Source organism: Acidovorax bellezanensis (assembly GCF_025421555.1).
GTDB lineage: Bacteria > Pseudomonadota > Gammaproteobacteria > Burkholderiales > Burkholderiaceae_C > Comamonas > Comamonas bellezanensis.
Map to the genome: position 1 here is coordinate 96,121 of NZ_JAODYH010000008.1, position 13,497 is coordinate 109,617.

A 13,497-nucleotide genomic window follows, 5' to 3' on the forward strand; every position below is an offset into this window, starting at 1 on the left:
ATTTGACTACCGGCGCCCGCCGTTCAGCGCATCACCAGGCCACCATCCACCAGCAGCACCTGCCCCGTCATGAAGCCGCTGAGCTCCGAAGCCAGGAACAGCACCGGCCCGGCCACGTCCTCGGGCCGTGCCAGGCGCCGCAGCGGCGTGGCAGCGATCAGCGACTCACGGAACGATTCCTTCGTACCCTGAGTGCCTTGCGTGGGGTAGACCAGGCCCGGCGCCACGCAGTTGACGCGAATGCCCACGGGCCCCAGCTCGCTGGCCAGATTGCGGCTGAAAGCCACCAGCGCGGACTTGGCCGTGGTGTAGTCGTGGTAGGGCACGACCGGGTGTTCGACCAGGTTGCTGACGATGTTGACGATGCTGCCGCGCGCGCGCTGGCGCATCTGCGGCAGCACGGCGCGACAGACATTGAAGGCCGCGCCCACGGCGCCGTCGAACTGCGCCTGATAGTCGCTCCATTCAAGCGCGTCGAATGGACTGCGGCGCTCGGGGTCGAAGGCATAGGGCCGAAAAGCGTTGTTGACCACGATGTCGATGGCCCCGGCTTCGCGCGCGATGCCGTCGACCATGGCCTGCACCGCGGGCTGCGAGCCCACATCGGCCTTGACGGCCCAGGCATCGCCGCCAGCGGCTTCGCAGGCCGCCACGGTCTGGGCCGCGGCCGCATCGTTGGACAGGTGGTTGATGGCCACCGTCGCGCCCTGGCGCGCAAACGCGACGGCGATGGCCGCGCCAATCCCGCGGCTCGCGCCCGTGACCAGCACCACCTTGCCGCGCAGCCCCATTGCCGGATCCTGCACCATCTCAGGCTCCTGGAATCAGGCTGGTGTCCACCACATCGGACATCTTGAGCTGCCTTTGCACCAGACCCAACGCACGGTAGGCGTCAGCGCCCTTTTGCAGCGCCGCGAGATCGAAACTGCCGAGCCGGGGTGCGGCACCCTTGGCCTGCGCCGTGGGCAGCGACGACGCATTGCGCAAACGGATCACGTCCAGATTGATCTCGCGGTTCGTGCCGTCGATCGCGTACTTGCCGGCCAGCTGCGCAGCCTCGTCGGGGTTGGCGATCATCCAGGCCGCGCTGTCGCGGTAGCCCTGCAAAAATGCCTTGAGCAAATCCTTCTTCTCGCGCAGCACCTGCTCGCGCACCACGAACATGTCGCTGGAAATGTTCAGGTGGTCGCGCACCTGCATCACGTTGACTTCGCCAATGCCCTTGCGCAGGCCCACGGCCAGCCCGGTGTCGGTCGCGGCCGTGGCATCGACCTGGCCTTGCATCAGCGGCGCGAAGTTGAGCAGGCCGGTGACGACGATCTGCACATCCGACTCCTTGAGGCCCGCCTGGTGCAGCATCACCAGCAGGTTCTGGCGCGTGCCGCTCGACAGGCTGTAAACGCCGATCTTCTTGCCCTTGAGGTCGGCGGGTTTCTGGATTCCCGAGGACTTGAGCGAGACCACGTTGAACACGTTCTGCGGATAGATGTCGTAGATGGCGACCAGCTTCTCGCCCTTGTCCAGCGCCATGAAGAACGAGCCGGGATCGGTGAACGCGACATCGCCCTGGCCGCTGAGGATGTTGCGAATCGCGTCGCCGCCGCCCGCGCCCGGCAGGTAGGCCAGCTCCACGCCCTGGGCCTTGAAGAAGCCCTTTTCAGGCTCGGCGAGGATGTTGGTGATCTCGCTGATGGGCTTGCTCCAGCCCGCCAGGCGGATCTTGCCCTGGACCGAGGCGGCGCCGGCCGTGCCCACGAGGGCCAGGCCGGTGAGGCCTCCCAGCAGGCTGCGGCGGGAAATGAACGAAGACAGGTGGTGGATTGCAGTCATGGCGATCAAAGGTTGGCGCGCGAACGCGCGCTTGGCGAAGTGGGGAAGGCGTGGGCGCGCAGCAGTCGGCGCTCCAGCACGATGCAGGCCTGGTACAGCAGCAGGCCCATGGCCGCGATGATGACCAGCGCCGCAAACATCAAGGTGGTATCCATCATTCCTTGCGCGGCAATGACCACGGCACCCAGGCCCTGGCTCGCGCCCATGAACTCGGCCACCACGACGCCGACCAGCGCCAGCACCACGGCCACGCGCAGGCCCGCGAGAATGGCGGGCAGGCCCGTGGGAAGTTTGAGGCGCAGCAGCGTCTGCAGCCGTGTGGCGCCCAGCATGCGAAACAGCTGCAGCCGCTGGGCATCGACCTGGCGCAGGCCGGTCAGCGTGTTTTCCATCAGCGGAAAAAAGCAGATCAGCGCCGTGATCAGCACCGTGGGCAGCAGGCCGAAACCGAACCACAGCACGAACAGCGGCGCCAGCGCGAGCTTGGGCACGACCTGGCTGACCACCACATAGGGTTTGAGCACGCGTTCCAGCAGCGCCGACTCGGCCAGCGCCATGCCGGCGAACAAGCCGATCAGACCGCCCGCAGCCAGACCGAGTACCAGGGCCTGCAGCGTGGCCGCGATATGTGGCCAGAAATAGCCCGAGGCCAGCCCCGTCCACAGCGCCGCCGCCACGGCCGAAGGCGCGGGCAGCACCAGGGCCGACAGGCCCCATTGCCGCACCGCCAGCTCCCAAAGGCCCAGCAGAACCAGCAAAAGTGCAGCGGACATCAGCCGTGCCTGCAGTGGCGTGGGGTTCATGCGCTGGCCCTGTCCATGGAGGCGCGCACGCGCGCGCAGATTTCGTTGAAGGCGGGTCCGTGGCGCAGGGCTTGGGTGCGCGGCGCGGGCAGCGTGATTGCGATGTCGTCGACGATGCGCCCGCCCTGCATCAGCGCGATGCGATCGCCGAGATACACCGCCTCGTTGATGTCGTGCGTCACGAACAGCACCGTGGTGCCCAGCTCGCGGCAGGTGCGCAGCAAATCGTCCTGCAGCTCGGCGCGCGTGATGGCGTCGAGCGCGGCAAAAGGCTCGTCGAGCAGCAGCAAAGGCGACTCCAGGATCAAGGCCCGGGCCAGCGCCACGCGGCTTTGCTGGCCGCCCGACAACTGGCGCGGATAGTCGTGCGCATGGCCGGCCAGGCCCAACTGCCGCAGCAGTTGCAGCGCGCGCGCCTCGTCCTGCGGCGTGGGCTTGCGCTGCAGCGACACGGGCAGCAGCACATTGCCCAGCACCCTGTGCCAGTCCAGCAGCGTGGGTGCCTGGAACATGAAGCCCAGTTGCGGGCCGGGCGCGGCCAGCTCGCCACCGCTCAGCACGATGCGCCCCGATTGCGGGCGCAACAGGCCCGCGGCCAGCTGGAGCAAGGTGGTCTTGCCACAGCCGCTGCGGCCCAGCAGGCAGTGGAAGTCGCCGGCCTGCATGCGCCAGTCCACGCCATTCACCACGGGCGAGCGGCCGGGATAGGTGAACACCACCTGTTCGATATCAAGAAACGCCATGGTCAATCCGCATAGGGCGCAAACGGCTGCGCCGCGACTTCCGCCGACTGCTCGATCTCGGTCATGCGCACCAGATCGAGCAGATTGAAGCGCCCGTCGTGGTGCCAGCCGGCTTCGGGCATGCTCATGGCGCCTATGGCGCTGATGCGCGTGACGCCGGCCGCGCCCAGCAGGCCGGCCAGCCGGTACAAATCCTCGGGCCCGGCCGCGATGCCCGCGGTCTGCAGGAATTCGCGCTGCGCGGCCACCACGGGCACCACGGCATCGAGCGAATCCACGCCGACCACGGCAATCGTGCGGTACAAGGCTGTCGGCGCCAGCGGCTGCAGGCTGTCGCTGTAGGCCACGCTCCAGGCCGCGTCGACCGGGCCGATCAGCAGGTCTTCATCGCCCGAAGGCGCACGCCACTCCACGGCCTGCTGCCATTTGGCGACGGCCGCGCCCTCCTCCAGCTCCAGCGGCCGGCGCGCAAAGCGCCGCTGCAGATTGGCCAGCTCGGCCGCGAGGTAGTCGGCAAAGGCGCGCGGCGACACCGGTGCGCCGCGCTCCACATAGAACACATGGGGCGAGTAGCAACCCTGCTGGTCGTAGCGCATCACGTCCCAGGCCGCGAGCCGCGCGACGGCGGGCGCCTTGAGCATGTCCAGCGCCGCCGCACCGACCAGGCCAAAGCCCAGCTTGTGGCCGTGCGGCAGAAAGCGCGTGGTCACGGGCAGGCGCCGGCGCAGCGCATCCAGCGATGCATTGCCGCCATAGGCCAGCACCGTGTCGGCCTGGGCGTAAAGCGCGGCCGCGCCCTCGGCACCCGCACCGGTCTCGCCGCCCGCGCCATCCCACCAGACCACGGCCAGGCAATCAGCCAGCGGCGGATGGACTTCGGCCAGCAGCCGCGCGAACCAGCCCGCGAACAGCGGCTCGGCGCTGGCGAGCTTGCCAATGCTCGGCGCCTTGACCAGCAGGCCGCAAAGCAGGCTCCACAGCGACAGCGCAGGCACATTGCCGGCCCAGCTGTGCACCAGCAGATCGGGCCCGAAAGCGCGCACCGCACCGCCCTTGGGCGCGGGCTGAAAACCATCGAGCACGCCAGGATTGGCAAAGTCCTCGGCCACGAAGCGCCGCAGCTGCGCGGCGCGGAATGTCTTGAAAAATCCCGTCAGGCCCAGCCGCACCATGTCGGCGTCATAACCGCTGACCACGGGCAACCAGGCCTCGGCCTGGCGGCGAAACGGGTCATTGCGGTCGAGCAGGCGCGCGATGGCGCGGTCGATGGCCTCGATGATCTCGGCCACAGGCATGGTGCGCAGATGGCGATCCGCCGCCGCGCGCACGCGCCCGGTGAGCGCCTGCATCTGCGCGCCCGTCAGCACCGGTACGGACACTTCAAGCCGCCGGCCGCCCTGGGCGAACGCCAGCACCTGCCACTGCACTTCGTCGTCGCGCAGCCCGGGCAGATAGCCCGCGGTGATCCGCTGGATGCTCATGCCGTGGCGGCCTTCACGAACTCTTCGACGGCCAGCGAGCAGCCCTTGGCGGCCGCACCCTCGGCACGCCCCAGCAGCAGGAATCCGCCGTCGGCCCACAGGCCCACGTCCTCGGTCAGGATGGTGGTGACCGCGTTGTAGTTGGCCAGATCGCAGTGCACCAGAATGCCGCGCTCGCCGGGCGCCACATCGCGGCCCGTGACCGGCTCGACCAGGCGCGAACGAATCCAGTGCGGCCCCGACTTGACCGAAGGCAGCGTGGTGTTGCCGTCGTCATAGAACTGCGTGCTCAGCTCGGTCATGCCGTACATGTTGATGCAGTGCGTGCGCGGCACGCCCAGCAGCTGCGACAGATCGGCATAGAAGTCTTCGAGCGGCAGCTCGCGCGACTGGCCCTTGTAGCCGCCCGTGTCCAGAATGCGGCTGCCCGCGGGCAGACGAAAGCTGCGGCCCTGGGCGCGCAAGGCGTCCATCACATGCACCAGGCTGAAGCTCGCGCCCAGCAGCGCATAAGGCTGGCCGCTGCGTTCGGACTCCTCCAGCACGGCGCACAGGCCCACCATGTCCAGGCCGTCCGGCGTCAGGAAGTAGCGGCTGTCGGCCGTGCCGAATTCGGATTGAGCCAGCGCCAGGTAATGCGCCAGCGAGGAGTTGGGCATGGCCTGCTCGTCGGGAAACAGAATGCCCATGGGCAGGCGCGCGTCGCCCCGCATGAAGCGCTGCGCGAAGTGGCGCTGCATCGACAGGTCGTAGACATCGAGCTGGGGGTGAAAGTGCCGCCCGCGCGCCGCCCGGCCCGTGGTGCCGCTGGTCATGAACACGCGCTCGCCCTCCGAAGCCGGCTCGCTGCGCAGCTCCATCGCCTTGAACGCATCGATGGGCACGGCCGGGATGTCGCTCCAGGTCTTGACATTGCGCAGCGTGGCGCCGCGCCGCTGGCAGAAACTGCGAAACGGCACATTGGATTCGTACTGGTGAGCGAACAGGCGCAGGGCGAGTGCGTCGAACTGTTCGTCGGAGCAGGCATCCATGGCGATGAATGCGAGCAGATCTGCGACCAGCGAGGCGGCCTTGTCCATGGAATTCCTTCGAGAGCTTAAAACTGATGCTCCGAAGGCCCCTCGCCCGTGGGCGCGCAACAATCAATCCAGCGCGGCCACGTCAGGGTGCAAGCTCTTCTTCCGCCGGAATGACCCGGGTCAAGTTCTCGGGTGTAGATCTCAGCACTGGCGTGCACCCCGGAGCGAGGGCTATCTTACCGCAGTAGCGCCGGGCGAGCGGTCCAGCAGGGTCAGGCGAGCGCTTGCTTCTTGGCCAGGCTCCACAGGGCCTCGGCCTTGTCCGACATCACCGCGCCCTGCCGGTACATCCTTACCTCCACAGGGATGTTCCAGGCCTTGGGCCCCGCGCCCACCAAGGCGCCACTGGCCAGCTCCGCTGTGATCAGCGATTGGGGCAGCCAGGCGATGCCGCGCCCCTCCAATGCCATGGTCTTCAAAAGCACCGCGTGGTGCGCGGTAAAGACCTCCTGCAGATCGGACTCGGAGGTGTTTCTGCCCGTCTTGACCATATTGGGCCGCAACTGCGCTCGCATGATCCGCCCCAGCCCGGATTCCTCGCTATAGGCCAGCATCGGTACCGGCGGCGCATTGCCAATGGCATGCAAGGCCTTGCCCATGGTGCCGTCGGGATGCGGCACGGACACGGGCAGCAGCATGTCCCTGTCCAGCAGGAGCATGGGGTACTCCTGTTCATCGAGCCTTCCCGGCACGTTCTCGTGCCCATGGCACAGCACGAACTGCACGCGCCGCTGGAACATCAGGAATTCGCAACTGCGAGAGCTGTCCGACATCGTCTGCAAGGCGCCGATGTGCAGCTGCGACTCGATGCCGGTGAGCCAGCGCGGGAAAAACGTCAGCGACAGAAAGTGCGTTGCCGCAAACCGCAGGGTGGACTCTTCCTGGTCGTGTGCGGCCCGGGCTTTGATGCGCGAAGCTTCAAGATCGCCCAGCACCTTTTCCAGCAAAGGCAGGAACCGCTGGCCGGCAGCCGTCAGCGCCGCGGGATGGGCGCTGCGGTCAAACAAATCCACGCCCACCCATTCTTCCAGCCCCCGAATGTGACGACTGAAAGCCGGCTGGGCAATCGCACGCGCCTCTGCCGCACGCGAGAAATTGCCGCTTTCAGCCAGGGCAATGAAGTCTTCCAGCCACTCCAGATCCAGATTGCGATTGCCGGGTCCCATGCTCTGCGCTCGAGGCGTTCCATGAATCAGATAGTTGTATGCATTTCTAGTATTGGCGCGGATGGGCGCCCCGAGAAATGATGGCTGCGCAGACCCGCAAAGCCAACGTCCGGAGACTATACATGCCATCGATTGCCAACTACAAAGGGATCATCCCTGCCATTTCCTGCCCGTTCACGCCGGATCACAAGATCGACGAACCGGCGCTGCGCAAGCTCGCCTCCTGGCTGGCCGGTCACCAGGGCGTGGTCGCCATCATGACCAATGGGCACACCGGCGAAGTGTTTTCCCTCACCCCCCGCGAACGCGCCGAAGTCACCCGCATCGTCGCTGATGAGCTCAAGGGTCGCCTGCCCGTCATCTCGTCCATCGTGTGCGAAGGCCTGGCGGAAGCTGCCGAGCATGCCCGGGCCGCGAAGGAAGCAGGCGCCGTGGCGCTGGATGTCATGCCTCCCCACCACTGGCTGCGGTTTGGCTTCACCCCGGACCACGCCCTGCAGTACTTCGAAGCCATCCACAAGGCCGCGCCCGACCTGGATCTGGTGTGCCACGTCTACCCGGCGTGGACCCGTGCCTCCTACTCTTCGCAGCTGCTCGCCCAACTGGCCCGGTTGCCCTACCTGCAAGCCTTCAAGGTGGGCCAGCGCGACATGAACAAATATGCGCGCGACATCCAGGCCATACGCGAAGCGGATCCCAGCAAGGCCATCCTGACCTGCCACGACGAATACCTGCTGGCCTCCATGGTGCAAGGCGTGGATGGCGCCCTGGTCGGATTCGCCACCTTCATTCCCCAACTGATCATCGACTTGTGGAATGCCGTCCAGGCCGGCGACCTGAAGAAGGCCATGGAAGTGCAGGCCGTCATCACCCCGCTGAAAGACGCCGTGTACGGCGGTGGCGAGCCTACCGGTGAGGCCCATGCCCGCATGAAGGGCGGCATGTACCTGGCCGGCGTGATCGATGACGCCACGGTGCGCCCACCGACCGAAGCCCCGAATGAAAAAGAGACTGCCGCACTGCGCGCCGCCGTAGCGCAGGCAGGACTGCTCAAGCGCTGATCACGCTGCCGTGGCCCCTCAAGGAGCCACGGCCATGGACTTTCCTAGAACAACGACAGGAGACAAAGAACATGCAACGCAAGAACTTCATCCGATGGACCATGGGCGCCATCAGCCTGGCCATCGCCGGCATCGCTTCGGCACAGGCCTATCCCACCAAGTCCGTGAAGGTGGTGATCCCCTTTCCACCGGGCGGCACCTTGGACACCGTGGGCCGACAGCTGGCACAAAAGCTCAGCGAGCAAACGGGCCAGTCCTTCATCATCGAGAACCGCCCAGGCGGCAACGGCGTGATCGGTGGCGACGTCGTGGCCAAGGCGCACGCTGACGGCTACACCCTGCTGTTCAATGCTTCGACGTTCACCACGGCGCCGATGACGATGAAGTCCGTGCCCTATGCCGTGACCCGGGACTTCGCCCCGGTGGCGCTGGTCGCCAAGGCGCCGCTGTCGGTCGCCGTGAACAAGAACCTGCCCATCACCGACATCAAGTCGCTGATTTCCTATGCGCAGGCCCACCCCGGAAAGATGTCATTCGCCGTGGGCTCCATAGGCTCCGCGGGGCACCTGTCCACCGAGCTGCTCAAGCGGTCCGGCAAGCTGGACTACCTGATCGTCCCCTACAAGGGAACGGCGCCGGCCTTCCAGGACTTGATTGGCGGCCAGATCGACGGCTTCATCGACCCGATTCTTGGCTCATTGCAGTACCACAAGAGCGGCATGCTGCGCGTGGTGGCCGTGACCTCCGCGGAGCGCGCCGCCAGTCTGCCGGACGTGCCCACCGTGGGCGAGACCATCCCCGGCTACGAGTTCTACAGCTGGTACGGACTGTGGGGTCCGGCAAAGCTGCCCGCCGACATCGTCAAGAAGCTCAACACCGAAGTGAACAAGGCCCTGGCCGGCGACATGAAGGACAAGCTCAGGGAGCAAGGCATTCTGGCCACCCCCGGTACGGCGGAAGACTTCGCCAGGTTCCAGAAGGAAGACATGGAGCGCTCGCAAAAGATCGTGACCGAGGGGAAGATCCGTGTCGAATGACGCCCGGCAGCTGCACGCCGTCGTCACCGGCAGCAGTGGCGGCATAGGCAAGGCCATCTGTGAAGACCTGCTGGCGAACGGCTGGCGCGTCACCGGTGTCGACTTGTCGGCCCCCACGATAGCGCACGGCGCATTCGCGCACCAAGCACTGGATCTGACCCATGGCGGGCAGACCGACGCCATCGCCACCGGCCTGCAAGACGTCGATGCCCTGGTGCATGCCGCCGGCGTGCTGCGCGTCGGACCCCTGGGCCAACTGGATGCGCAAGCCGGTGCGTTGATGTGGCAGCTCCATGTGGACGCGGCCTCCCGGCTGGCGGACGCCTTGGTCCCGGCCATGGCCCGGCGCGGCTTCGGTCGCGTGGTCTTCATCGGCAGCCGAGTGGCCCAAGGCCTGCCCGGGCGCGGCCAGTACGCCGCCACCAAGGCCGCGGTCATCGCCATGGCACGCAGCTGGGCCGTGGAAGTCGCGCCCAACGGCGTCACGGTGAACGTCGTCTCGCCCGGTGCAACGGCGACGCCCATGCTCAAAGACCCGGCCCGTGCCGGCAGCGCGCCCCGCATGCCCCCCATGGGCCGCCTGATCGAACCCCAGGAGATCGCCGCACTGGTCTCCTACCTGTTGTCCCCCGCGGCAGCCGCCATCACCGGCCAGAACTTGAACATCTGCGGTGGCTCCTCCCTGTCGCAATGAACACCTGTACTGAGAAAAAGCAACCATGAAAATCGTCAACATCATCGAGTCGACACGCCCCATCAAGTCGGACATTCGCAACGCCTACATCGACTTCTCCAAGATGACCCTCAGCCTGGTGGCTGTGGTGACGGACGTGATCCGCGACGGCAAGCCCGTCATCGGCTACGGCTTCAACTCCAACGGCCGCTATGGGCAAGGCGCCCTGATGCGCGATCGCTTCATCCCCCGCGTTCTCGAGGCCGATCCAGCGACGCTGATGGACGAATCCGGTGAGAACCTCGATCCCCACAAGATCTGGGCCTGCATGATGACCAACGAGAAGCCCGGCGGCCACGGCGAGCGCTCGGTGGCCGTGGGCACCATCGACATGGCCATCTGGGATGCCGTCGCCAAGATCGAAGGCAAGCCGCTGTTCCAGCTGCTGGCCGAGCGCTACGGCAGCGGCACGCCCAATCCCCGCGTTTTCGTCTACGCCGCCGGTGGCTACTACTACCCCGGCAAGGGCCTGGACAAGCTCCGGCAAGAAATGGAAAGCTACCTGGCGCGCGGCTACTCGGTAGTGAAGATGAAGATCGGCGGCGCGAGCATCGCCGAGGACTGCGAACGCATCGAGTCGGTGCTGAAGATCCTGGGCCCCGGCCAGCAGTTGGCGGTCGATGCCAACGGGCGTTTCGATCTGAAGACCGCCGTCGATTACGGCAAGGCCCTGTCCCAATACTCGCTGTTCTGGTACGAGGAAGCCGGCGACCCTCTGGACTACGAGCTGCAGGCCAAACTGGGCGAAGTCTACAAAGGCCCCATGGCCACGGGCGAGAATCTGTTCTCCATGCAGGATGCGCGCAACCTGATTCGCCACGGCGGCATGCACCCCGAGCGTGACTACCTGCAGTTCGACTGCGCCCTGAGCTACGGCCTGGTGGAGTACCTGCGCACGCTGGACATGCTCAAGGAACACGGCTGGTCCCCCAGCCGCTGCATACCCCACGGCGGCCACCAGATGTCACTGGCCATCGCTGCCGGCCTGGGCCTGGGCGGCAATGAAAGCTACCCCGACCTGTTCCAGCCCTACGGCGGCTTCCCCGATGGCGTGAAAGTGGACAACGGCTATGTGACGTTGCCCCCACTCCCAGGCATTGGCTTCGAAGGCAAATCAGATCTGCTCAAGGAAATGCGGGCGCTGAGCAGCTAGGCCTTGCCTGCCTCCTTTTTCCCGCCAGACCGGGGAATAACGACCAGGGCGATGCCGCCCAGGATCGCGCAGCCCGCCAGCGCCAGCCGCAACGTCCAGGTTTCGCCCAACAGCGCCACGGCCCCCAGCGCCGCCAGCAGTGGCACGCTGAGCTGCACGGAGGCGGCCGCTCCGGCCTTGAGGCCGGGCAGTGCCGCATACCAGGCCACATAGCCCAGCCCCGAAGTCAGCGCCCCCGAGCACAGCGCGTACGCCAGCCCTGCCGCACTCAGAGAAGACTGGCCCAGCAACAGGGCCGCCAACAGCAGTGCCAGCGGCGCGGCGCGCAGAAAGTTGCCGGCCGTCACGCCCATGGGGTCGGTCGCCCCCTTGCCGCGCAGCGAGTAAGCGCCCCAGGCCATGCCCGCGACCAGCATGAGCAGGGCCGCGCCCCAGGGCGGCGCCGACAACCCAGGCCGCAGCAGCACCACCAGGCCGCCCAAGGCCAGCACCAGTCCGGCCCACTGCCGCAGCGCCAGACGCTCACCGCGCCACAGGCCGACACCCACCATCGTGGCCTGCACGGCCCCGAACAGCAGCAACGCCCCCACGGCCGCCGGCAGGCTCACATAAGCGAAGGAAAAGGCTGCGGCATAGAGAAACAGCAGCCCGGCTGACCACCAGTTGCCACCGCCCACCGTGGGTGCGCGGCGCAGGCGCACGACCAGCGCCAACATGAGCGCCCCCGACACCAGGCGCACCGCCGTGAAGCTGGCCGCATCCATGGCCTGGGACTGCAGCGCCAGACGGCACAGCAGCGAATTGGCGGCAAAGGCCAGCATGGCCAGAGCAGTCAGCACAGCGGTGTGGAACAACGGCATGGACAAGCCCTTGAAGTGGCCGACCAAGCCATGGTACAGCTGCCGGCAGAGTCCATCCTGCTGACTGCGCAACGCCAAGGCGTGGTGGGCGCAGTCAAAAAAAGCCGCAAGTCCAAGTATTCATTGGGCTTGCAGCTTGTTTTTGTGATTTTCGATCACCGAGAAAGTGGGTCAGTTCACCGCTGGCGAACATGACCGCAGACAGCAATCAGTCTGCCAGCACGACGCCCAGCTTGGCGAGCTTGGACGCGAGCACGTCGCGGCGGCGGGCCGCTTTGGACGCTGTTTCCGTCACCGACTTGATGACGCCAGGGCCCTTGGAGCGTGCAGCTGGGATCAGTTCTGCTTTCTTGGCAGCTTCGGCGGCGACTTTACGGTAGCTGGCAATCAGCTCGGCGTGTGCAATGGGTTGATTCACGAATATTTCCAGATTGAAGACAGCACCGATTGTGGCCGCAAAACGATCTCCACATCTTCCAGGTCCGCCAAGCACCAACTTTCGCTCCGCAGACCGCCCTGTCCCCACCCAGGTCCACAACGAAAAAGCCCCGACAGCGCGAGCAATCAGGGCCTTGGGTCATCCCGGCATGGCCGGGAAGATGACAGATTACTTGAGGGCGTCCTTGGCCGCTTCCTTCACATCGCCAACCGCTTTTTGGGTCTTGCCTTCGACTTGCTTGGCAATACCCTTGACTTGCTGCTGCCGGCAGTTGATGACTTCACCAGCTTTTTGCTGAACCTTGCCCGCGGCATCCTTCAAGGCGCCCTTGATTTGATCTTTGTTCACATTCTTCCTTTATTGCGTGAACCGCCTGGGCGATCCAATGATTGAAGTGCCTATGAAAAATGGACCTCTATCGCATGGATGACCGTAGGAGAAAGCGCGGCAGAACCGCAGGCGTCAACCTACATGCGCAGTTAATGAGGACTGCCCAAAGCACTACTTGCCTCCCCAAAAGGGATCTTCCGTGCGAATTTCACGGCAATAGCAGGCAACTCGATGCACTAAGAAAAACGCCACACAATGGGAATCCCATTGTGTGGCGTTCTATATGGTGGTGGGCTGGCGGGAATTGAACCCGCAGACCATCCAGCATCCATGCGGGTTTACGGGCATCGGTGTGATTACGGTGTGATTTGACGCATTGCCATGCACCATGGCCTGCACCACCTCAGGCAGCAAAACCAGTTCGATTCGCGCCACTCAATTGAACCGCCGTCCGCATTTCTGCGTAGAACGCGGGATTATTGTAAGAAAGTGCAATCGCTTGTTGATCACGACGGAGGTCGTGACGGCGAGATCCTTTCACCCAATTTGAGGGTTCAAGGAGCTTTTGATGACAAAAAGTAAGGCCAGTCGCACAGCCGAAAAAGAGCGCGAAATCCGCCGTCAGTGGGAGGCGCGCCCGCTCGCACGTAGGACCTCTGATCAAGTCGGAGATTTCGCATGCGATATGCACGCCCAAGGTTTGACCCTCAAGCCTGACCTGAACACGCATGTCCAAGACATGCATAGGGTGCTGAGCCGATGGTAGCCCCCTGCCGTAAGAC

Annotated in this window: 15 protein-coding genes; 5 read left to right on the forward strand and 10 right to left on the reverse strand. The window is 65.5% G+C overall.

What is annotated here, in order from left to right; translation table 11 throughout:
• Positions 1 to 23: 23 nt before the first annotated feature.
• The 7 genes from N0K08_RS17220 to N0K08_RS17250 all read right to left on the reverse strand — a co-directional run bounded on the left by N0K08_RS17220 (position 24) and on the right by N0K08_RS17250 (position 7,102).
• The gene (locus tag N0K08_RS17220) at positions 24 to 791 is read right to left on the reverse strand and encodes an SDR family oxidoreductase (RefSeq protein WP_456301237.1); all 768 of its coding nucleotides are present in this window, start codon (positions 789 to 791) and stop codon (positions 24 to 26) included.
• A gap of 19 nt (positions 792 to 810) precedes the next feature.
• Positions 811 to 1,830 (reverse strand): ABC transporter substrate-binding protein, encoded by a 1,020-nt coding sequence (locus N0K08_RS17225; protein WP_261501634.1) that lies wholly within the window; start codon positions 1,828 to 1,830, stop codon positions 811 to 813.
• A gap of 5 nt (positions 1,831 to 1,835) precedes the next feature.
• On the reverse strand, positions 1,836 to 2,633 hold the full coding sequence (locus N0K08_RS17230; protein ID WP_261501635.1) for an ABC transporter permease: 798 nt from the start codon (positions 2,631 to 2,633) through the stop codon (positions 1,836 to 1,838).
• Positions 2,630 to 3,376 (reverse strand): ABC transporter ATP-binding protein, encoded by a 747-nt coding sequence (locus tag N0K08_RS17235; RefSeq protein WP_261501636.1) that lies wholly within the window; start codon positions 3,374 to 3,376, stop codon positions 2,630 to 2,632. Before N0K08_RS17235 ends, N0K08_RS17230 begins: the two co-directional genes overlap by 4 nt.
• A 2-nt stretch (positions 3,377 to 3,378) precedes the next feature.
• The gene (locus tag N0K08_RS17240; protein WP_261501637.1) at positions 3,379 to 4,857 is read right to left on the reverse strand and encodes an acyl-CoA reductase; all 1,479 of its coding nucleotides are present in this window, start codon (positions 4,855 to 4,857) and stop codon (positions 3,379 to 3,381) included.
• A complete protein-coding gene (locus N0K08_RS17245; RefSeq protein ID WP_261501638.1) occupies positions 4,854 to 5,936 on the reverse strand; it encodes a LuxE/PaaK family acyltransferase in 1,083 nt (360 codons plus the stop codon). The genes N0K08_RS17240 and N0K08_RS17245 overlap by 4 nt, the downstream gene beginning before the upstream one ends.
• Before the next feature lie 212 nt (positions 5,937 to 6,148).
• Positions 6,149 to 7,102, reverse strand: a complete 954-nt coding sequence (locus N0K08_RS17250) for a LysR family transcriptional regulator (protein ID WP_261501639.1) — start codon at positions 7,100 to 7,102, stop codon at positions 6,149 to 6,151.
• A gap of 122 nt (positions 7,103 to 7,224) precedes the next feature.
• Here N0K08_RS17250 and N0K08_RS17255 point away from each other — a divergent pair, with 122 nt between their 5' ends.
• From N0K08_RS17255 to N0K08_RS17270, 4 genes are all read left to right on the forward strand, one after another.
• On the forward strand, positions 7,225 to 8,163 hold the full coding sequence (locus N0K08_RS17255; protein WP_261501640.1) for a dihydrodipicolinate synthase family protein: 939 nt from the start codon (positions 7,225 to 7,227) through the stop codon (positions 8,161 to 8,163).
• A 71-nt stretch (positions 8,164 to 8,234) separates the two neighbouring features.
• Complete coding sequence (locus N0K08_RS17260; protein ID WP_261501641.1) at positions 8,235 to 9,200, forward strand: Bug family tripartite tricarboxylate transporter substrate binding protein; 966 nt, start codon at positions 8,235 to 8,237, stop codon at positions 9,198 to 9,200.
• A complete protein-coding gene (locus N0K08_RS17265) occupies positions 9,190 to 9,894 on the forward strand; it encodes an SDR family NAD(P)-dependent oxidoreductase (protein WP_261501642.1) in 705 nt (234 codons plus the stop codon). Before N0K08_RS17260 ends, N0K08_RS17265 begins: the two co-directional genes overlap by 11 nt.
• A 25-nt stretch (positions 9,895 to 9,919) precedes the next feature.
• Positions 9,920 to 11,086, forward strand: a complete 1,167-nt coding sequence (locus N0K08_RS17270) for a mandelate racemase/muconate lactonizing enzyme family protein (RefSeq protein WP_261501643.1) — start codon at positions 9,920 to 9,922, stop codon at positions 11,084 to 11,086.
• Here N0K08_RS17270 and N0K08_RS17275 read toward each other — a convergent pair.
• Entirely contained in the window at positions 11,083 to 11,946 is an 864-nt protein-coding gene (locus tag N0K08_RS17275) for a DMT family transporter (RefSeq protein ID WP_261501644.1), read from the reverse strand. The genes N0K08_RS17270 and N0K08_RS17275 overlap by 4 nt on opposite strands.
• A gap of 15 nt (positions 11,947 to 11,961) precedes the next feature.
• Here N0K08_RS17275 and N0K08_RS17280 point away from each other — a divergent pair, with 15 nt between their 5' ends.
• Positions 11,962 to 12,141 (forward strand): hypothetical protein, encoded by a 180-nt coding sequence (locus tag N0K08_RS17280; protein WP_261501645.1) that lies wholly within the window; start codon positions 11,962 to 11,964, stop codon positions 12,139 to 12,141.
• A gap of 13 nt (positions 12,142 to 12,154) precedes the next feature.
• Here the strand turns inward: N0K08_RS17280 and N0K08_RS17285 are convergent, their stop codons facing one another.
• Positions 12,155 to 12,364, reverse strand: a complete 210-nt coding sequence (locus N0K08_RS17285; RefSeq protein ID WP_261501646.1) for a hypothetical protein — start codon at positions 12,362 to 12,364, stop codon at positions 12,155 to 12,157.
• A gap of 189 nt (positions 12,365 to 12,553) precedes the next feature.
• Positions 12,554 to 12,733 carry a CsbD family protein gene (locus N0K08_RS17290; protein ID WP_261501647.1) on the reverse strand — a complete coding sequence of 60 codons (180 nt, stop codon included), beginning with the start codon at positions 12,731 to 12,733 and terminating at the stop codon, positions 12,554 to 12,556.
• Positions 12,734 to 13,497 lie beyond the last annotated feature (764 nt).